We start from the raw sequence: 20,511 nt of genomic DNA on the forward strand, positions 1-20,511 counted from the left end.
GTGACAGAAGAACGTGAAATGCGTTCCGACCGACGGAGAGATGTGGTCGGCCCCGGTCGGGTGCGTTCCACACCGTTTATCTCGGTCGACTGAATCGCTTCGCGTATGACGGATCAGGACCTCATCGACGCGCTCCGAGACGCGGAGGCCGTCGAGTTCGGCGAATTCGAGCTGTCCCACGGCGGGACGAGCGAGTACTACGTCGACAAGTACCGCTTCGAGACGGATCCGGCGTGTCTGTCTGCGATCGCGAACGCCTTCGCGGATCGGCTGGACGCGGACGACACACTCGGCGGCGTCGCGCTCGGCGGCGTCCCGCTGGCGGCGGCGACGAGCGTCGCCGCGGACGTCCCCTACGTCATCGCGCGCAAGCAGCGCAAGGAGTACGGGACGGGGAACCTGATCGAGGGCCGCCTGGAGGAAGGCGAGTCGGTCGTCGTGGTCGAGGACATCGTGACGACGGGAACCAGCCTGGTCGAGGCCGTCGAGGCGCTCCGCGAAGCGGGCGCGACGGTCGAGCGCGCGCTCGTCGTCGTCGACCGCGAGGAGGGCGGCCGAGAGGCGGTCGAGGAGGCCGGCGTCGAAATGGAGGCCCTCGTCACGGCCAGCGAGTTACTCGCCGACGCCGACCGCCAGTAGGTGTCACAGCAGTTCTCCCGCGGGACGTCCGACGGCCTCGCCGACGGTCCGAACACCGATCGGATCGCGCGTCGGTCGCCCGGCCTGCGGACGGCACCAAAATGTTTTTAAGTCGGTCGGAATTACGCGTAGTCACGATGGTAGGTGTCCGCTTTACAGGGCCGTTCGCCCGCTTCTAACTCACCTACCGTCCGCTGTGTCGCAATCCGCGTCGCAGTGGGCGGTCCGCGCGGACGCCGATCCGGGCTTCTCACCGAAGTACCACACCGATACGTCCCATGTCAGCATCAGATTCACAGCCACAGATAGCGGTCGTACTGCCAGACGGATCAGAGCTCTCGGTCGACCCCGGCGCGACCGTCGAGGACTGCGCCTACGAGATCGGTCCCGGCCTCGGGCGCGACACCGTCGCCGGCAAACTCGACGGCGAGCTCGTCGCCAAGGAGGAGCCGGTCTACGACGGAGCGGCCCTCGAGATCGTCACCGAGGGGTCCGACGAGTACCTCCGGGTCATGCGCCACTCCGCCGCCCACGCGCTGGCCCAGGCCGTCGAGCGCCGCTTCGGCGAGGACGTCCAGCTCGCCATCGGTCCGCCGACCGACGACGGCTTCTACTACGACTTCGACGAGCTCGACGTCGACGAGGACGACCTCCCCGAACTCGAGGCCGAGATCGAGAAGATCGTCGACGCAGACTACGACATCGAACGCGAGGAGGTCTCGATCGCGGCGGCCGAGGAGCGCCTGGCCGACGAGCCCTACAAGCTCGAACTCCTCGAGGAACTGGCCGACGAGGGCGAGACGGTCACCTTCTACCGCCAGGGCGAGTGGGAGGACCTCTGTGCCGGCCCGCACGTCGACTCGACGGGCGAGATCGGCGCCGTGAAACTCCTCGAGATCGCCGGCGCCTACTGGCGCGGCGACGAGGACAACCCGATGCAGACCCGCATCTACGGTACCGCCTTCGAGAGCGAGAGCGACCTCGAGGACTTCCTGGAACGCCGCGAGGAGGCCAAAGAGCGCGACCACCGCAAGATCGGCCGCGAGATGGACCTCTTCTCGATCCAGGACGTCACGGGTCCCGGCCTCCCGCTGTATCACCCGCCGGGCAAGCGCATCCTGCGCGAACTCTCGGGCTTCGTCGAGGAACTCAACGAGGACGCGGGCTACGAGTACGTCGAGACGCCCCACCTCTTCAAGACCGACCTCTGGAAGCAGTCGGGCCACTACGACAACTACCGGGAGGACATGTTCGTCTTCGAACTCGGCGACGACGAGTTCGGTCTGAAGCCGATGAACTGTCCGGGTCACGCCTCGATCTTCGAGGACCACTCCTGGAGTTACCGCGACCTGCCCGTCCGGTACGCCGAGAACGGCAAGGTCTACCGCAAGGAACAGCGGGGCGAACTCTCCGGGCTCTCGCGCGTCTGGGCGTTCACGATCGACGACGGCCACCTCTTCGTCCGCCCGGACCAGATCGAAGCCGAGGTCGAGGCGATCATGGACGCCATCGACGAGGTGCTCTCGACGTTCGATCTCGAGTACGAGGTGGCGCTGGCCACGCGCCCCGAGAAGTCCGTCGGCAGCGACGAGATCTGGGAGCGCGCCGAGTCCCAGCTCGAGTCCGTCCTCGAACGTCGGAAGATGGACTACGACCTGGAGGCCGGCGACGGCGCCTTCTACGGCCCGAAAATCGACTTCGCCTTCGAGGACGCGATCGGACGCAGCTGGGACGGCCCGACCGTCCAGCTGGACTTCAACATGCCCGAGCGCTTCGACCTGTCCTACGTCGGCGAGGACAACGAGGAACACCGGCCCGTCATGATCCACCGCGCGCTCTACGGCAGCTACGAGCGCTTCTTCATGATGCTCATCGAGCACTACGAAGGCAACTTCCCGTTCTGGCTCGCGCCCGAACAGGTGCGCGTGCTCCCCATCTCAGACGACAATCTGGGCTACGCCCACCGGGTCGCCAACGAGTTCGAGGAGTTCCGCGTCGAGGTCGACCACTCCGACGCCACGCTCGGCCGAAAGATCCGCGCCGCCCACGACGACCGCGTCCCCTACCAGATCATCGTCGGCGACGACGAGGCGGCCGAGGGGACGATCTCGGTCCGGGATCGTTTCGAGGACCAGGAGGAGGACGTCGCGATCGAGGACTTCCGCTCACATCTCGTAGGGGAGCGCGACGAGAAACGGACGGAGCCGGACTTCTTGCAGGACTGAGACAGTGTCCCGCTGGGGTGAGCCACATCCCGCCATCCACGTCAGCGCGAGCGGCCGGAGCCGGCAGAGAATTCCTGCACGGCGGTCTGGACAGCGACGCGGCCACAACCGCCGATCGGTTGGCTGTGTCGGCCCTCTCAGAGTGGCCAGCCTCCCACTTCGCTCAGAAAAGCGGACCGGTTGGTCCGGTCGCTACGCGGGCCCGCGGAGGGTTGCGGGGCCGGTGAGCGCGAGACCAGCAGTCGACGACGAACACGCCTGACGCTGGAGCGTCGCCGTCGAGCCGTCGGCGGGCCCGACGAACCGCTCACAGACCTGGGAACCGTCCGCAGCCGTGGCGGTGAGTTCGATCTCGTACTCGTCGCCGTCGGCGTAATACTCGTAGGGCGACTCGGACCCGGACGTGGCGCTGAACTCGGCCATAATCGATCCGGTGTCGAGATTCGTCACCGTCACGGTCGCGCTCTGGGCGTCGGCGACGGCCCAGTCGATGCCGAATTCCGCGTAGCCGTAGGTACCGGTGGTGCTCTCGTCGGTCACCTCGAAGGTCTCGATCGACGGCGCGTCGCCGACATCGCCCTCGACGGTGACGGTCTGGGCGGGCCCGTCGCCCACGCGGATCGACCGTTCGCCGGGGTTGTCGAGCGTCAGCGTAACCGCGGCGGTCGTGCCGGACGATACGGGGCCCTGGACGTCGATGGTATCGACCTGCTGACCGTCGACGTACACCGGAATGGATCCGCTCTCGTCTGCGTCGGTGTACAGCGCTTCGACGGTAACCTCGTCACCGGGAGCGACGGACGCGTTGGGGACGATGGTCCCGAACAACCGAATCGTCGACTGGCCAACGGAACTCTCCATTGGCTGTTCGACGCCACCATCGACGATTCGGACCGATTCGGATCCGTTCGCGCTCGTGTCGAAGTTGTAGAAACGGTAGCTGGAGTCGGTCGTATTCCGATACCGAATCTGGTAGGAGCCGCTGAGTTCGAGTCCCGGCTGGCTACCGGGGACGAACTCGCCGTCAGTAGTCGTCTGGTCCTCGACCTCAAACCGCTGATTGTCGGTATCGAGGGCCGGTTTCACCGTGACGGCGAGGGTCCTGTTGGCGACCGGTTGGCCATTCTCGTCGACGACATCGATCGTCACTGGCTCCGCGTCGGTCGGTAACTGACCAGGTGCCTCGGCAGTGCCAAGGGCGTGCAGGTCCGGGATGCCGTCTCGCGGGAATGACTCCCCGCCACTGGCTTCCTGAAGAAAGCCAACGCTGTAGTTGTTCCAGCCGGTCTTGCGGTCGAAGATCGAGTTCTGAACGCCGGTGACGACGTCTGTCGACCACGTAGTCGCGTTCGGATACGTGTAGCTGTGAACCCCGAAGATTGGGTCGCTGTCTATCAGACCAGTTTCGGGATGGAGATTACTCGCGTTGAACTGCACAAACGGCTCCCAAACCGAACTGGTGAACACGACCCCAGAGTCCACTGCTACTTGCGGAAGGGTTCCAGAGACGGTCTCCGTCTGTGTGAAGTCGTACTTCTCGGGATTGTTGTCGTAGGCCGGCCGGTTTTCGCCCTCGACGTAGGTCGCGTAGAAGTTGTCGAGGGACTCGCCGGTGACCGCTTCGTAGGCGGCGGTGAGGTTCTCTCCATCGTTCAGCCGGGCGAAGACGTCCTCAAACGACCGCTGGCCGTCAGTCGCCTCGATGACGCGGCTGTCGATGGCGTTGATCACGTCCGACCCGTGCGTGTAATCCGGCCCCCCTATACCTGACCACTCGCCGTTTACCAGATCGACCGGGTTGCCGGGGTTGTGCGCTCGCGCGTCGTCGTAGGACTTGCCGCCGTACCTGAACGTTGCCTTGCCCTCGTAGAACTCCGCGATCGCTTCCTTCTCCCAGTTTTTGACCGACGCACTCTGACGGGTGTGGACGTACTCGTGGATCATGGTCGAGGGGTCGGACTTGAACCAGAACCTGTTGCTGCCCGCTAATCCACCCGGACCGTTCACGTCGCCCGGGACGCCGAACCCGGTCACGTTCATGGTCGTACCGACCTCGAAGTCCTCAGACATCGTCGTCAGCGCCTCCAGCAGCTGCTGGGGCGGTTCCTCGATGTCCGCATGATCCGCAACGACGAGGGTGATGGTCTGCTTCGTGGTCGTCTCGCTCACTCGCTCGTGGGGACCGAGGTAGACGTACCCACCCCCGACTGTCACGTCGGTGGTCGCGGTCCGGTTTCTCACGGCCAACACGTGGCTTCGTTCGTCGTGGTTCAGATCGTCGAAGAACGCCCAGTCGGCGGTGATCCCCCGACTATCCTTATTCAGGTCGATCTGTTTCTGGATAGTTACCGACGCCTGCTCGGTCGCTGCATCGGCGGTGACGGTTTCACCGTCGACCGACAGGCCGGTCGTGTCGGTGATCGTGACGGACGAGCTGTCCAGCTCCGAGAGTATCGCCTCGAAGTCGCCGGCAGCGCCGAGGTCGTACGCGACCGTCATCTCGACCGTTTCGGGTTCCGACGGCAGGAGGTCGTACGCCTCGGTGATCGAAACCTCCGATCCGAGGACATTGAAGCTGCCGGCGAGAACGCCGTTGACCCGAAGGGAGGTCCAGTTTACCTGCGGCTCGTCGTAGGTCGTCGCGAGCGTCACTGCCCGTTTCGCTCCAGCGTCGACGGTGACGGTCGCGTTATCGAGCGGCTGGTCGCTGTCCTCTTCGGTCAGCACCAGTTCTTTCGTGCCGGCCGCCGAGCCGATGTTCTCGACGGTCGCCTGGACCTCGATCTGTTCCCCGACCATGTAACCTGACTGCCCGTCGGGGAGGGAGGCGTTCACGACGCTGATGTCGGCCTCGTCGGGACGCGTCACGTCGATACTGACGGTCTGGCCGTCGACCGTGATGTTCTGCGTGCCGGCCGATTCGTAGGTTCGTTCGATCGAGGCGGTCCGCGTCCGGTTCGGCAGCACGGCGACCTCCTTCGTCACGGGTTCGTCGAGTCCGTCGCCGGTGAACTCGACGGTGGCGTTGTCGTAGGCGTCGCCGGTGTTGGTGTACTCGGCGGTGACCTCGACTGCGTCGCCCACAGTGATCTCCGTATCGGAGGCCCGAAGGTCGGCCAGTTGAACGTTGGGCTGGCCGTTCTCGACGCAGTCGCGGTTGGTGAAGTCGGCCGTACCGTCACTGTATCCGAGCGCTTGCTCGCAGAGCGTCGTGCCGTCGGCGGTGGTTGCCTCGACGGTCACCGCCATCGGATTGTCGAACCGAAACTCCTTGATGTACTGGTCGACGCCGGATTGACCGGAAAATTCGGCCGAGTCGCCGGTCCGGAGATTCTCGACTGTCACGGTAGTGTCCGTGATCGAACTACCCTGGACGGCCCACTCGACGGTAAGGTTCGTCTCGGCGTTGCGGATAAAGCCGGCTTCCTCACTGTCGTCGGTCACCGAGAGCGTGTCGATGGCCGGCCCATCCGCGGGCGGGGCGACGGTAACCGTGCCGGCGGTCGTGCCGTCGACGGCGACGGTGTACTCGCCCTCGGCGTCGAAGGTCCGATCGAAGGAGACGGTCGTATTCTCCTCGGGCGCGAGCGTGAGCTGCTGGCTATCGACGACGGTCCCGTCGACCAGCAACTCGGCGGTCGTCGTTCCCTCCGCGGTTCCGGTGTTCGCGTAGTCGGCCGCGACGGTGACGACCTCGCCGACGGTCACCGCCTGCTCGGTGAGGGTCACGCCGGTCTGTTCGATGGCGGGCTGGCCACCCTCGCTGCAGTCCTCGAACTCGAGGTTGTCGGTGCCGTCGGCGGGGCCGACGTAGCGCTGACACTGGGTGGGCCCGTCGCCGGTGACGGTCAGTTCGATCTCGTACTGATCGCCGTCGGTGTAGTACTCGACGGGCGATTCCGATCCCGACGCGCCGGAATACTCCGCGACGACCGAGTCGGTGTCGAGATTCGTGACGGTAACCTGGACCGTGTCACCGGACTCGGCGTCGACCGTCCAGTCGATACTGAACTGCGCGTAGCCGTAGTACCCGGTGTAACTCTCGTCGACGACCTCGAAGGTCTCGATCGGTCCGGTCGTCGACGAGGCCACGTCTTCCTGGGCAGTGGACTGGCCGAGGTCGACATCGGCGAGACCGACGCCGACGAACCCCGTCATCAGTACTGTGCCGGTCAACAGCAGTATTGCAATGCCGTATATCCTGTCTCTATTAGTCTTCATCCATCGAGAATTCTAATTAGAACTAACTTAAGTGGAAGGTTTTTTGATTGTTTTGGGAGATAATATCATGGGCCAACGACCCCCACGAGTGCAGCACTGAGGAGAGACGAGTACGGAGCGAATTTCGGCGTCATCAGGCAGCGGAGAACCGACCGAAAGCGGCGTACATCCTCGTCGAACGTATCGAGTCCCTTACTTTCATAGTCACTACTCCGATAACAAAATCATCATTTAAACGAGAGGTTTGTTTATTTCCCACTATTGGAACAAATAGAGAGGAGTGCGAAAACTCGGGCGGGCGCCGCCCGACGGGACGTATGCGGGGGAGCGACGGCGGGACGTTCGCCGCTCCACGCAGGCGGAGTCGGAAGGCCGACGATCAGTGACGAGCGAGGACACCGACTGGAATCCGGCGGGCCGGTCGGATTCTGAGACGTGATCCTCGTACAGACCGTCGACGGGACTGACTACGGGTACCGATCGGAGACCCCGGAACCGTCCGCCCGATCGCGTGGCTGGACCCAGCCGTATCGCCTCCCGATCCGACCGACGACTGGCGCTACTCCAGATACGGTGTTTCGATATCGCCGTCGACGTCGATGATCGCGTTGATGCGGCGAGTGATTCCGTCGAAGAGGGAGATGAGCGGAGCGAGGAGTCGTTCGACGAGTCGAACCGGACCGGCGATCGTCAGCGCCCACTCTTCGGCGTGTGCGAGGCCGTACGCTTTCGGAACGATCTCGCCGAATATCAGGATCAGGAAGCTCGTGAGGACGGTGGTCGCGACGACGGCCGGTCCGGGCTGGAGGTAGCTCGCGACCAGCAGCGTCATGATACTCGAAATCGCGATGTTGACGACGTTGTTCCCGACCAGCAACGTCACGAGCAGGCGATGGGGATCCGCGTACAGGTCGTCGAGAACCGCGGCCCGGTCGTCGCCGGCCGTCGCCTGCGATTCGATCCACGCCGGCGACAGCGAGAAGACGGCCGTCTCCGAACTCGAGAAGAACGCGCTCACCGAGAGGAGCACCACGATCGCGACGCTTCCGGCGGTCAGAACGAGGACGCTGCTCATGACCGTCCACTGGCGGGACGGCCCATCAACCCGTCGCTATACGGTGGGATGGGACGGGCGGCCGATAGCGTTCCCGTGGCCGCCCGAAGGCGACCGTGGACCGGTGCCGCCGGGCTACCGGACGATCGTCACCGGGACGGGCGAGCGCCGGGTCACCGTCTCCGCGACGCTGCCGAGCAGGATCCGGCGGGCGCCGGTCCGGCCGTGACTGCCGATGACGACGTGGTCGACGTCGTGATCCTCCACGTAGTCGATGATGGATCGCGAGACGCTGCCGACGACGTGGTCGGTCTCGATCTCGCGACCCGCCTCGGCGGCGCGGTCGCGGGCCTCGTCGAGCAGGGACTCGGAGCGTTCGGTCTGCTGGTCCATGATGGCGTCGTAGTTGGCCATGGCGCCGCCGTCCATCCCGGTCGCCGCGTAGAAATCCGCCGGGTCGATCACGTGCAGGACCGTGATCGTCGCGTCCGGATGCTCCTCGAGCGCGAAGTCGAGCGCGTCGCTCGAGCGCTCGGAATCGTCGAACGGAACGAGTACGTGGTCGGACATGCTAGCACGTTGGCGCCGCGATGAGATAAACGCTGGTCTCGATTTCACGGTCGCGAGAAGCGTCTCGGTTCGCTCACGCTGCGGCCGCCACTCCCGGCCCATCTCGGCCGCCGCTCGTCGACGTAGCGAGTGGGAAAATCACGTCGCAATACCGGCGATCAGTCGCCGTGGTTCGACGGGCGGACCTTCTCGGCGCCCTTCCCGCGGGTGCGCAGGCCGCGGTTGGTCTTGCCGGCGTTGGTCAGGCCGCGGAACGCGCGGTTCTTCTGGTCGGCTCCGCAGATCCAGTTGAGGTCGTCGTCGTTCTCGATGGCCGGGTGCTCGGGATCGAGGAGGATGACCTCGAACCACTTCTGGGAGCCGTCCTCACCGACCCAGTAGCTGGCCAGCACCCGGAGGTTCGGGTACTTGCGGGAGACGCGCTCCTCGCCGATCCGCTGGATGTTCTTGCGCCGTCCGATACGGTTGACGCCCTGGCGCTTGGTGCGCCGGCCGGCCGTAAAGCGCTCCTTTCGGGCGGTCCCCTTGCGCACGGAGACGCGGGCGAGGACGACCCCCTGCTTGGCCTTGTAACCGAGTTCGCGCGCCTTGTCCAGACGCGTCGGGCGCTCGATGCGCTCGATGGCGCCCTGTTTGCGCCACTCCTGTTTGCGTTGCCACTGTAGTTCCCCGAGTTTCCCGTCGTCGGGGTCCTTCCAGGCCTCCTTGATGTGGGAGTAGAAGCTTCGTGCCATGTGTGTCACCGCGGGCGTTCACTGGTTCAGACCGCACGCGCGGTCCACATCCCGACCCGTGACGTGTGTCGAACGGGTGCCCGCTGGTGCCCGCCGCCCAGCGTAGCTATCGGGAGTACCCACCGTCGTTTCATAAGGGCTTCGAAGCACCGACGCTCGCGGCCGGCCAGCGCAACGCCGCGTCAGTACCGCTCGACCCAGTCGTCGAACCGACGCCACCGACCGGGCGAACGGACCACCAGCGCGACGAGACACGTGATCGCGACGATCACGAACCGGCGGTCGACCGCGGCCGCGAGTCCGAGCCAGATCGGGATCGAGAGCGCGATCGCCTGCAGCCGTGACATCGCCTGGACGCTGCGGGCCAGGGGACTCACCCCCGAGAGCGAACCCCGCACCGATCCGGCTGGCAGCGACCCGCCCGCGAGCACCACCACGGCGAGGACCGTCAGGCCGATTGCGACGGGCGCGAGCGAGGAGTCGACGGCCGAGCCGACCATTCGCGACGCGCCGAGCGCACCGACGGCGAGTACGCCCCCGACGGCGACGACGAGGGCAGTGAGACCGGCGTGGCTCCTGGCCGGTTCCACGCCGGCGTCGGCGCCGACCGCCGACCGCATCGACAGCCCGTGCGTCCCGAGATCCCAGACGAGCACCGTCGCGGCGACCCCGGCGACGACGCCGACCGGGTGGAGGCCGGCGATCGAGCCGATCACCGTCCCGCCGAACAGCGAGCAGGCGGCCAGGCCGACGAGCCGCCGACGCCACGCGTTCGAGGCGAGCCGCCGCGTCACGCGACGGGGAAGCCCCAGCCGCAGCGCGACCACCACGATCCACGCGCTCGCACTGAGGGTGGTCGCGAGCGGGGCCACGGTCGCACCGTCCGTCGTCCGTCCCCCCACGAGGACCCCGACGGATACGATCGCACCGCCCGCCGCCCCCGCCAGCGTCCCCAGCGGGACCGGTTCGAGCCACGCTCTGCAACCCGGTTCGAGAATGCGGGCCGCCGAGAGTGCGAGCATCGCCGCGATGCTCGCGAGACCGAGCGTCACCGGCCACCCGCTCGTCAGCGCGGCGGCGACGAGGTGGCCGACCGGATCCAGCGCGACGAGGGCCGAATCGATCGCACGCCGAACCGTGGCGTCGGTCCAGACATAGCCGTACACGATCAGAGCTATCGGGACGACGACGTACCACTCGCGCATCCGGTCGTACCACGCCGTCGACGACGAGACCGAGTAGCCCCGCCTGGCGAGTATCGCGCGAGTCGTCTCCGTCGACGTCAGTACGACGAATCCGAGCAGGGCGAGGGCTGGCAGCGTCAGGAGCGCCATCGACGGGGTTCGACTCACTCGCTGGGGCAGGGTGCGGAAGACGATCAGCGCCCCATCGAAGAGGTGACCGGCCAGTGCGAGTGCGAGGATCGGCGTGAGGAGGCCGACGGCGAGGGCGGCCTGGCGGACGCTCGAGGAGAGCGCCGCTCGAAACGAATCGGCCGGGACGAGCGCACAGCCCGCACTAGTGACGGCGAGCGACGCCGTCGCGACCGCGCCGAACGCGATCAGCGGGCTGACGGCGGCGCGCGAGCCGATCCCGCCGACTACCAGCGCGACGCTCGCGCCGGTTCCCAGGAGCCCGGCAACCGTCGCGAGAGTTCCGAACAATCGATCGCGTATCCGCCCGCGCGCGAGAAGCCAGCAGCCGCCGACGAAACTCACCCCCGCGCCCACGGCGAGCAGTGCGAGCGACCCCGCACCGCTCCCGACGCCGAGGACGAGCGCGATACAGACGACGAGGACGAACAGCAACGGCGAGCGAGCCGGCCTCGCGAGCAGCCCGGAATCGCTCACGAGCGCCACCCCCGCTCCGCGCGATCGAGCGCGATCTGCAACGGTTCGTCGGGCGACCAGTCGACGACGTGGATGCCCGCCTCGCGGAGCGACGCGAGGCGGTCGTCCCGGAGAACACCGATGACGGTGCCGCCCGGCGTCTCCGGGATCACCGCCGGGGAAACGACCGTCACGTCGTGGCCGAACGCCGCGAACCGGCGACTCGCCGCGACCGGATCGTCGTCGAGCAACGGCGAACAGACGAGGAGGTGGGTCTTCTCGGACAGGTGGCGACAGCAGCGCTCGATGTCTCGACGTCCGTTCTCGAGCCAGCCGGAGTGACCGAACGAGCGCTCCCACGTCCCGTCGAGGAATCGGTCGAGCCGCGCTCGCTGTGGGCGACCGACACCCGGCAGGAGGTAGTGTCCTCGCCCGCCGAACAGTGCCGCACCGACCCGATTGTCGTCGTCGAGCAGGCTCGTCGCCAGGGCACGCGTCGCCCGTCGACACAGGGCGCGCGCCGTGTGTTCGCCCGCACGGCGACGGACCGCCGCGCTCGCGCGGGCGTCGGCGAGACAGACCACCGCGACGGCCCGATCCTGGCGATACTCGACCGTCGAGAGGGTGCCGGAGCGAGCCAGCCCGCGCCAGTCGATGCGGTTGACCGGATCCATCGGCTGGTACGGGCGCGTCCCGTAGAATTCGATGCCCTCGCCACCCGCCTCGCCGTCGAGTCGACCCGCGTACCCGATCGTCCGGCCGGCGAGCGGGACGCGTTCCACGTCGTCTTCGACCCGGATCGTCCGGGCTGCCGGATACGTCTCGACCGTCGAGTCGCTGCCGGAGACGGCCGTCGTCTCGACTGTCACGTCGCCGAACGCGGCCTCGCCGCGGCGCGGTCTGACGTCGTACTCGACGGTTACCGTTTCGCCGGGGGGCAGGGAGGCAGCCCCCCGCGCCTCGCCGTCGATCGCGTGGGACTCGGGCGGGCTGTCGGTGATCCGGACGTCCGGCAGAACCGCCGACCCCTCGTTCCGAACCGACAGCGATACCGAGAGCGTCTCGCCCGGCGACGGGCGATCCGGTTCGATCGTTCGCTCGACGGCGAGCGCCGGCGACGACGCCGTTCCGACGCTGGTGTACGTCGCGTACGTGATCCCCACGAGCGAGGCGGCGAACAGCGCCGGATTACCGAGGAGGAGTCCAGTCCCGCTGGCTACCAGCGCGACGGCGAGACCCGCCCAGAACCGCCGTTGGTCGGTCACCGAATCGCCTCCCGGGAGCGAGATGTCGCGTCGGCCCCCGAATCGTCCGTCGCCGTCTCCCCGACGCCCGTCGGCTCGACGCGCCCCGACGCGTCGACTGTCCCGGCGGAATCGTCCGGCGCACGAGATCGGTTCGGTGACGCGGCGTCCGTCCTCGCGCCCGCTCGTGGCCGAACGGCATCGGTCGCCGTCTTCGACGTCGAGATGCCCCGTCGTCGGTCGAGTTCGTCGATCGCGGCTCGCAGGCATCGCCGGTATCCCCGGCCGGTGAGCCAGTCGCGAAGGCGCATGGCCGGCGGTCGATGATCCCTCCGGGCCAGGAGCGTCGCCGCGCGCGGGTCCGCCGTCCACGTCCCGTCGCGAATCCGCTCGCGGGCGGCGGCCGGAGGCAGTCCCTCGGCCCGCTCCAGCGTCGTCTGAACCGCCCGTTCGACCTTGATCTCGATCCGCGTTCTGGTTCCAGCCCCGAAATCGGTCCCGTCCCGAATTCGCTGGTCGATCCAATTCCCCACGACGCCGCGCAAACTCGTCCGGCGCTCCCGCTCATCAGGGTCCGTCTCTGCGACGCGCGACGCGAGCGGTCCGTGTCGAACCCAGACGAAGAGACCGAGTCCGACCGCGAGCAACCCGGGACCGTACACACCGATCGTCCGGAGCGGCGCCGGCGGCGGACCGATCGGTGCCACCAGCACGGCCCCCGCCGCGCCGAGGATGAGCACGCTGACGGGCACCGAGAGCCCCCTCACGACCGATCACCTCCCGTCGCCGCCCGGATCGCCGCGTAGGCGGCGCGCGCTCGATCGAGATCGGCCGAACCGTCCGATGCGGCCCCGTATCGGACCCGTTCGAACGTTTCGGTGAGCGTCTCGACCGCGTCTTCCGGTGAGCCGCGCTCGACGGCGACGGTCGCACACTCCCGCGGCGTCCGAACGGACCGCCGACGCAGCGGCAATTCGGCGACGAATCGCTGCCACACCCCCTCGACCGAGGCCGGTTCGGCCGGCCGATCCGACGCGTTCTCGGCCGGATCCACCGTCGATCGCGCCCGCCGTCGCGACCGACCGGCCGACGTCGTCGATCGATTCGACCGATCGGACGATCGGACCAACGTGAGCCACTGTCTCGGGCGAAACAGCCCGCCGGTCGGCAGGGACGGCCACCGGATGGTCGAGCTGACGGATCCCACGCCGGTAGCGACGAGGCGTCCGAGACCGCGACTCGCCCGCCGGAGCCCGGCGCCGAATCGTCCGACTCCCCTGACAGCGGCGATGGTCGCGAGCATCGTGCTCCGCGGAATGCGCCGAATTCGGAACCTTAGGCCCCGCGGGCCGGTCGGGCCGATCGCACCGCCGTCCGTCTCGTCGCGCGACAGCCCGTTGCGACCGACGTGCAGCGCCACGGCTACGACGAGCGCCAGCAGACCGAACCCGCGGAGCAAGTCGGACCCGTCCAGGTCCTGGTCGGTTCCGTCGCCTGCGACGTCTCGCTCGCTCCGATCCGTCCCCTCGTCGTGACTCTCCGCCTCCTCGGACTCGTCCGTCGGCTCATCGCTCGCAGTCGATTCACCGTTCGCTGTCGATCCCTCAGTCTCTCCCGGTTCGTCCGGCGGTGTCACGTCGATCGGTTCGGCGCCGCCGCCGAAGTCGAGGCCGCCGATCCCCGCGGCCGGGAACAAACTCGCGCCGAAAACGACGGCCACCAGACAGAGGCCGAAGACGAGAATGGGACGCTCCTGGATCACGGTGCGTCTTGCAATGGCACCAACATAATTATTTGTATCGGATCGATACCTTCCGAGAAGGGAGTAATTGATGGAAATGAAGAGGGCTGCAGTCAGGGGGGTTCGGCTACCGGCGACCGTCGTCGACACCGTACCTCGGAGCGTCATCGAGGCGGGTGTCGGGAACGTCGGCGACCGGACCGCACGGACGGATGTCCGCGCCACCGTACGATCCGGCGACCCGACGATCCAAACGGGACTCGCCGCGGCGCAACGGGCTCGCAATTGGCGAGGCGGAATCACGGCTGAGCGGGACAGACCGGGCGGAGTGACGGACGCGCCACGAGATTGGAAGCATGAATGATCGCCTCACGGTCCGGCTCGCCGCGACGCTCGGGCTGGTTCTGACCATCGACCTGCTGCTCGCGGCCGGACTCGTCGTGTTGCTGGAACCGTGGGTAACGCCGACGTTCGCGCGAATCGGCATCACGTCGACGGTGGGATTCGTCTCGCTCACGCTCTGTGTCGTCCTGGTCCTGGTCGCGATGCAGATCCGGTACACCCGACGAGAACTGCTCGCCGAGGCGAACGCCAGCGTGGCCAGGGCGGACGACCGCGAGCTCAAGGAACGGCTCACCCGACTCGCCGTGCAGGCGGACATGCCGGTCCCCTCGATCGCGATCGCGGACACCGCCGCCGGAAACAGCATGGCGATCGGGGGTTTCGGGGCCGGGACCGTCGTCCTGAGCCGTGGGCTCCTCGAAACGCTCGCGGACGACGAACTCGACGCCGTGCTGGCACACGAACTCGTCCACCTCAAGAATCGAGACGCCGTCGTGATGACGGTCGCGACGTTCGTCCCGGCGCTGGTCGCCAACGAGTACTCGCCGTTCGACGGGCTGCCCCGTTACAGTAAACCGGCGACCGTCGGCGCACTCGCACTTCTCGCGACCGTCCTCGCCGGAACGGTTCTCGACGCGCCGGTCGTCACGCCCGCCGGGTTCCTGCAGTTCCTCGTCGCAACGGCGGTAACGGTCGGCGTCGGTGGGGTCGTCCTCGGGATCCTCGCGGCCGCGACCGCGCTGACCGCCGGTTCGCTCTCTCGCTGTCGCGAGTTCGTGGCCGATCGCGGTGGCAGTCGGTTGACCGGCGATCCGGCGGCCCTCGCCAGCGCCCTCGAGACGCTCGCGCGCGCCGACGATCGACCGTCGAGCGACAAACGCCACGCCGTCCGACAGTTCTGTCTCCTCCCGTACGGCTTCGACGTGCCGACCGAAACCGCCGGCGGGATCGGGTCGGGGCTGGAGATTCGAACCCATCCGCCCGTCGAAAAACGGATCGATCGGTTGCGCGAACAGGTACGCCGAATCGAAACCGGGACGACCTAGCTCCCGAACGCCGGCAATCGGTTTCTAACTCGCGCGGGCACGACGCCGTTGACGGTCGCGAACGTCGCGCCGAGGACCAGACCGTAGACCAGGTGACCGATGGCGAAGATGACCGCCGCGACGAACTCGCCCGCAGCCCCCGAAATCGGCACCAGCGACAGCGGGAGCGAAGCGACGCCGGCCCGCTCCATGGCGATCGGGAACACGAGGCCGCCGGCGACGATACCGATAAAGGCCCCGTATACGAGTCCGACGATCGCAAAGTCGACGAACGCGGTCACGTTTCGACGAACCGGCCGTCGCGAGAGGAGTCCGGCGAAGAGGAGGCCGAATCCGAGGCTCACGAGCAAGTGCATCAGCCAGCCCAGGCCGATCGAATCGAGCGGGACCGGCGCGAGGCCCGCAAAGACCGCGATCAGGTCCGCCCCCACGTGCAATATCACGCCCATCGCGATCCCCGCGACGATCCCGGCGATCACGCCGCCACCCCAGACGCCGACGCCGTCGTACTGTGGAATGGTATCGATGCTCATGTCCGTCGCTACGCGTTCGATCGACAAATAGCGATTACCTATTCAGCACCAGTGACGCGACCGGGGTCGGGGGTGACCGGGTCGGCTGGTCCACGCATCCCGCTTCAGCGGTCGACTCGGCGTCCGGGCGCCGGTCGACCGCCGTCCGTCGCGGCGTCTGTCCACCGTTCGACGCGGATTACGGCTCACGCCGAACGAACCCGAGACGGTGAATTTTGTATAGCGATATTCAATACATGTGAAGGGCGAACCACGCCCCCATATAAAGAAACGGGCGCGAAACCGCGGCACCAAAAGCGGCGGCGCTCGCTGCGGGCATCGACGTCTCGAACGGACCGCGGCGTTCAGGTCGCGCCGACGGACCGTTATCCGGCGATCGATTCGAACGAGCCGGATCGAACGTCCGTCGCGATCGCGTCCGTCGTCCAGTCCGGGATCACACCCGGGTACTTCCGCTCGAAGTACCCGACGAGATTGTCCACGTCCCGCCGAAGAAACTCGTCGGCGTTCGGGTGGTCGGTCGGGACGGCCTGGGGCCAGTCGAAGACGGTCACGCCGCTCTCGTCGACGAAGACGTTGTACTCGCTCATGTCGGCGTGCACGTAGCCGATATCGTACGCGCGCGCGAGCTCCGACAGCAACAGGTCGAGCACGCCGACGACCTGTCCGTCCTCGAGCGCCGCCCGCGAGAGTTCGACGCCCGCCATCCGTTCCATCACGATCGCGTGTCGATTCTGTTCGATCGGTCGCGGGACCGAGACGTCCGGATAGAGCGTCTCCAGGATCTCGTACTCTCGCTCGGCCGCCTTTCTGGCGGTGTAGAGCCAGGAGACGTGTTCGCGATCGGACGTGTAGTCGCGCTCTTTGTTCACCTCGCGGAAATTGGTGTAGCCCTCGCGGTGGTACTTCAGCGCGAGCGGTTTGTAGGATTTGACCTCGTAGACGTCGCTCTCCTTACCCACTCCCAGGGGCGAACCGAATTCCGCGACCGCGTCGCGTTCGACCAGCGCGCGGAGCGCGAGCGCGTCGTAGCCCTCGAACTGCAGGGTATAGCCCTCGTACTGGATCGTCTTCTTCTCGATCAGACCCCGTTTCAGACAGCGTTCGAGACGGTAGTCCACCTCCTCGGGCGTGAGACTCGCGAATTCGGGGAGTTTCTCGCGGTTGACCCACTCGGAAAAGCGCATCCCCTGCTCGACGCCCGAGAGGAGATAGAAGTCCTCGTCGTCGAGTTCCGGAAGGAGGGACGCGACGTTTCGAACCATACCGCGCCTAACGGACCGAGTGGTAAAAAGCGCGCGACCGAAACGCCCGTAGCGAGGCGTTCTGCCACCACGAACCCCACAGGACGACGGCGGTGGCCCCTCTACAACACTGACCGGTTCCGTTTCAGACGGCGGAGAAACCGTTCGACCGATGCCACCTCACATCGAACGAGTCGTCCGATACTGGCGATCTCGGTCGATCGACCGACCGGACCGACCGGGTGCCGTCCCCCTCTTGGCCCGAGAACCAGCTGCGTTCGCTCGTCCGTCACCCTGGCTGCCCCGGTACCGAATGTCGAGGTCACGCGGTCGAACCGTCCGGCCAACCTCGCGGCGTAGCTCCGCAGCGGTGGGCGCGTAATCGGCCCACCGCGGCGAGGGCGGTTCGTCCGTCCCGAGCACCGCCAGCGACGGCGAATCGCCAAATGTAAACCGTATAACGCGATATCAAATGGGGATCGGAGGTCGGGGATACGGTCGAAGGGACGATGCGGATCCGGAGACGGCGAGTCCGGGCAGGCTGGCCGTGCCGCCGGATGCCGCGAGATTCGCCTCGCAAGGTCCGCTCCGATCCGCTGGAGCGGCGGTACGGAAGGGCGACGGAGTGAGAGACCGAAGACGACGAAGGGAGCCCGGCGTCGTCTACGCGTACTCGCGCAGCAGTTCGGCCCGCTCGTCGCGGCCGAGACGGTCGTACGCGATCGCCTCGTACGAGAGGGAGAGTACCGGAACCGGCTCGCCGGCGAGGGAGACGTACTCGCGGTGGGCGCTCACGTCCACTGGCGGCTCCCACTCGCCGTCCACGCGCTTCTGGAGATCGCCCATCACCTCGACGCGAACGCCATCCAGTTCGAACGCGCCGAAGTGCGAACGGATCGTCGACGATTCCGCGACCGAGACGGGATCGACGACCGCGTCCGAGAAACGCACCTCGATCTCGTACGCACCCGCTTCCGTCGTCTGTACGTCCACGTCGTCTGGGTCGAGCGGGACGCCCTGCAGCGCGAAACTGGTGCTACCGGTCAGCGCCCACTCGATCGAGGCGTCGGCGAGGCGATCACGAAGCGTTCGCACCGCCTCGCGAGTCGCAGGATCGAGCCGGGTCATCGGACAGAGTTCGTTCCGTCGCCGGAAAAGAGAGGTGGTGCCGGATTCGTTCACCGCGATGGGCATCGGAATGTCTTTGCCCGTACCGGGTGAACGGTCATCCATGACGGAACTCGCAGACCCGGAGTGGCGGCTCATTCGGGACGATCCGCGGCCGGGGGCGACGCAGATGGCCCTCGAAGAGGTCGCGGTGCGGACGGCACACGAGGCGGACGTCCGGACGGTACGGACCTACGGCTGGGAGCCGAGCACCCTCTCGCTGGGCTATCGACAGGAGGCCTCGAGCGTCGACTGGGAGTTCTGCGAACGCGAGGGCATCGACGTGACGCGCCGCCAGACCGGCGGTGGCGGCATCTATCACGATCGATACGCCGACATCTCGTACACGATCGTCGCGCCCGCCGAAGAGGTGCCGGGCGACCTGATGGAGTGTTACGCCCTGTTTTGCGAACCGATCCTCGACGCGCTGGACCGAATGGGGCTGGACGCGGACTTCGCCGAGGTACCGAAGGCCTCGATCCACCGGCCCTCGTGCTACCTGCGAGACGTCAACCCCGCCCACGACGTCGTCGTTCACCCCGCAGACGGCGGACCGTCGCTGAAGGTCAGCGGGAACGCCCAGTATCGCCGTCGCGACGCCGTCATCCAGCACGGCTCGATCAGCTTCGACCGCGAACCCGAGCACCACCTCGGCGTCTTCGCCGATCACGACGTCTCCGTCGAGCGGTTCGACGAGCGGGTCGGTTGTATTACGGACGAGTGCGACCTCGTCCGCGACGAGGCAGTCTCGATCCTCGGCGACGCGCTCGGCGAGTGGTGCGACGCCGACGAGGGGTCGTGGTCGGCGGACGAACTGGCGGCGGCGCGCGAACTCGCAGCGAAGAAGTACGACGCCGAGGCATGGGTCGAACACCGCGAGACGCCGACGCCCTGATCGTCGGCACCGACGCCCCGATCGTGCGCCCGTAGTGTTGGATCCGGCGGATCGCACCGTTTCCGCCAGCCCGAGGAACCACCGGCGGGCGTAGCTGGCTTCGATACGCCTATGGGTCCGCCGTTCGCAGGGTACGCTATGCAGGTAGGCGCACACGTCTCCATCTCCGGATCGCGCGTCTCCTCCGACGAGGAGACGCCCCCGTACGACGACATTCGCAACGCCGTCCCTCGACAGCTCGCCTTCGGCGGCAACTGCGGGCAGATCTTCACCACCTCGCCCCAGGTGTGGGCCGAGCCCGAGATCGACGACGAGGCCGCGGCCGGCTTTCGCGAGGCGAGCGACGAGCAGCTCGACGGGCCGTGGGTGATCCACTCCTCGTACCTAGTCAACCTCTGTACGCCGAAGGACGACCTGCGCGAAAAGTCGCTGTCGTCGCTGCAGGCCGAACTCGACGCGGCCGCGAAACTCGGCATCCCCTACGTAAACACGCATCTAGGAGCCCACACCGGCGCCGGCGTCGAGGGCGGCCTCGACAACGCGGCGAGCGCGATCGACGAACTCGACGTTCCCGACGGCGTCCGGCTCCTGATCGAGTCCGACGCCGGCAGCGGCACCAAGCTCGGCGGCGAGTTCGCCCACCTCGCGGGGATCATCGACCGGACCGAGACCGACATCGGGGTCTGCATCGACACGGCCCACACCCTGGTCGCGGGCAACGACCTCACGACCCCCGAGGCGGTCGACGAGACGATCGGTCGCTTCGACGACGAGGTCGGCCTGGAGTACCTCGAGTACGTCCACCTCAACGACTCGAAACACGACGTCGGGACCCACAAGGACGAACACGCCCACGTCGGCGAGGGTTACATCGGCGAGGACGGCATGCGCGCGATCGTCAACCACCCCGACCTGCGCGACCTCCCGTTCGCCCTCGAGACGCCCACCGAGGACGGTCGCGGCTTCGCCTGGAATATCGAGAAGACGAAGCAGTTGCGCGAAGACTGATCGGCGACGCCGTCACGAT

The 20,511-nt window shown here is 67.0% G+C and carries 16 protein-coding genes; 5 read left to right on the top strand and 11 right to left on the bottom strand.

The window, feature by feature from the left end; all coding sequences use genetic code 11:
• Window positions 1-105 precede the first annotated feature (105 nt).
• The gene (pyrE, locus tag MXA07_RS15280) at window positions 106-639 is read left to right on the top strand and encodes an orotate phosphoribosyltransferase (protein ID WP_247729456.1); all 534 of its coding nucleotides are present in this window, start codon (window positions 106-108) and stop codon (window positions 637-639) included.
• 278 nt (window positions 640-917) lie between these two features.
• Complete coding sequence (thrS, locus tag MXA07_RS15285; protein WP_247729457.1) at window positions 918-2,864, top strand: threonine--tRNA ligase; 1,947 nt, start codon at window positions 918-920, stop codon at window positions 2,862-2,864.
• Between the two features lie 192 nt (window positions 2,865-3,056).
• On the opposite strand, the gene MXA07_RS15290 is transcribed toward thrS, so the two are convergent.
• From MXA07_RS15290 to MXA07_RS15325, 8 genes are all read right to left on the bottom strand, one after another.
• Window positions 3,057-7,022 carry a CARDB domain-containing protein gene (locus tag MXA07_RS15290; RefSeq protein WP_247729458.1) on the bottom strand — a complete coding sequence of 1,322 codons (3,966 nt, stop codon included), beginning with the start codon at window positions 7,020-7,022 and terminating at the stop codon, window positions 3,057-3,059.
• Between the two features lie 622 nt (window positions 7,023-7,644).
• A complete protein-coding gene (locus MXA07_RS15295; protein ID WP_247729459.1) occupies window positions 7,645-8,160 on the bottom strand; it encodes a CNNM domain-containing protein in 516 nt (171 codons plus the stop codon).
• Between the two features lie 114 nt (window positions 8,161-8,274).
• Entirely contained in the window at window positions 8,275-8,709 is a 435-nt protein-coding gene (locus MXA07_RS15300) for a universal stress protein (RefSeq protein ID WP_247729460.1), read from the bottom strand.
• 158 nt (window positions 8,710-8,867) lie between these two features.
• Window positions 8,868-9,443 carry a 50S ribosomal protein L15e gene (locus tag MXA07_RS15305; protein WP_247729461.1) on the bottom strand — a complete coding sequence of 192 codons (576 nt, stop codon included), beginning with the start codon at window positions 9,441-9,443 and terminating at the stop codon, window positions 8,868-8,870.
• A 182-nt stretch (window positions 9,444-9,625) separates the two neighbouring features.
• Entirely contained in the window at window positions 9,626-11,293 is a 1,668-nt protein-coding gene (locus MXA07_RS15310; protein ID WP_247729462.1) for a hypothetical protein, read from the bottom strand.
• On the bottom strand, window positions 11,290-12,537 hold the full coding sequence (locus MXA07_RS15315; protein ID WP_247729463.1) for a DUF58 domain-containing protein: 1,248 nt from the start codon (window positions 12,535-12,537) through the stop codon (window positions 11,290-11,292). Before MXA07_RS15315 ends, MXA07_RS15310 begins: the two co-directional genes overlap by 4 nt.
• Entirely contained in the window at window positions 12,534-13,283 is a 750-nt protein-coding gene (locus tag MXA07_RS15320) for a DUF7269 family protein (protein ID WP_247729464.1), read from the bottom strand. The genes MXA07_RS15315 and MXA07_RS15320 overlap by 4 nt, the downstream gene beginning before the upstream one ends.
• Window positions 13,280-14,278, bottom strand: coding sequence for a DUF4129 domain-containing protein (locus MXA07_RS15325; RefSeq protein WP_247729465.1), 999 nt, complete (start codon window positions 14,276-14,278; stop codon window positions 13,280-13,282). The genes MXA07_RS15320 and MXA07_RS15325 overlap by 4 nt, the downstream gene beginning before the upstream one ends.
• A 335-nt stretch (window positions 14,279-14,613) precedes the next feature.
• Between MXA07_RS15325 and MXA07_RS15330 the strand changes: the two genes are divergently transcribed.
• Complete coding sequence (locus MXA07_RS15330) at window positions 14,614-15,645, top strand: M48 family metallopeptidase (protein WP_247729466.1); 1,032 nt, start codon at window positions 14,614-14,616, stop codon at window positions 15,643-15,645.
• Here MXA07_RS15330 and MXA07_RS15335 read toward each other — a convergent pair.
• From MXA07_RS15335 to MXA07_RS15345, 3 genes are all read right to left on the bottom strand, one after another.
• The gene (locus MXA07_RS15335; RefSeq protein ID WP_247729467.1) at window positions 15,642-16,178 is read right to left on the bottom strand and encodes a hypothetical protein; all 537 of its coding nucleotides are present in this window, start codon (window positions 16,176-16,178) and stop codon (window positions 15,642-15,644) included. The genes MXA07_RS15330 and MXA07_RS15335 overlap by 4 nt on opposite strands.
• Window positions 16,179-16,543: 365 nt before the next feature.
• Window positions 16,544-17,443 carry a serine/threonine-protein kinase RIO2 gene (locus MXA07_RS15340; RefSeq protein ID WP_247729468.1) on the bottom strand — a complete coding sequence of 300 codons (900 nt, stop codon included), beginning with the start codon at window positions 17,441-17,443 and terminating at the stop codon, window positions 16,544-16,546.
• A 642-nt stretch (window positions 17,444-18,085) separates the two neighbouring features.
• Window positions 18,086-18,550, bottom strand: coding sequence for a nucleotidyltransferase domain-containing protein (locus MXA07_RS15345; protein ID WP_247729469.1), 465 nt, complete (start codon window positions 18,548-18,550; stop codon window positions 18,086-18,088).
• A gap of 103 nt (window positions 18,551-18,653) precedes the next feature.
• Between MXA07_RS15345 and MXA07_RS15350 the strand changes: the two genes are divergently transcribed.
• Together MXA07_RS15350 and MXA07_RS15355 are read left to right on the top strand one after the other, a co-directional pair.
• Window positions 18,654-19,484, top strand: a complete 831-nt coding sequence (locus MXA07_RS15350; RefSeq protein ID WP_247729470.1) for a lipoate--protein ligase family protein — start codon at window positions 18,654-18,656, stop codon at window positions 19,482-19,484.
• A 138-nt stretch (window positions 19,485-19,622) separates the two neighbouring features.
• Window positions 19,623-20,492 carry a deoxyribonuclease IV gene (locus MXA07_RS15355; RefSeq protein WP_247729471.1) on the top strand — a complete coding sequence of 290 codons (870 nt, stop codon included), beginning with the start codon at window positions 19,623-19,625 and terminating at the stop codon, window positions 20,490-20,492.
• The last annotated feature ends 19 nt before the right edge of the window (window positions 20,493-20,511 follow it).

It is taken from the genome of Halovivax limisalsi, assembly GCF_023093535.1.
Lineage (GTDB): Archaea > Halobacteriota > Halobacteria > Halobacteriales > Natrialbaceae > Halovivax > Halovivax limisalsi.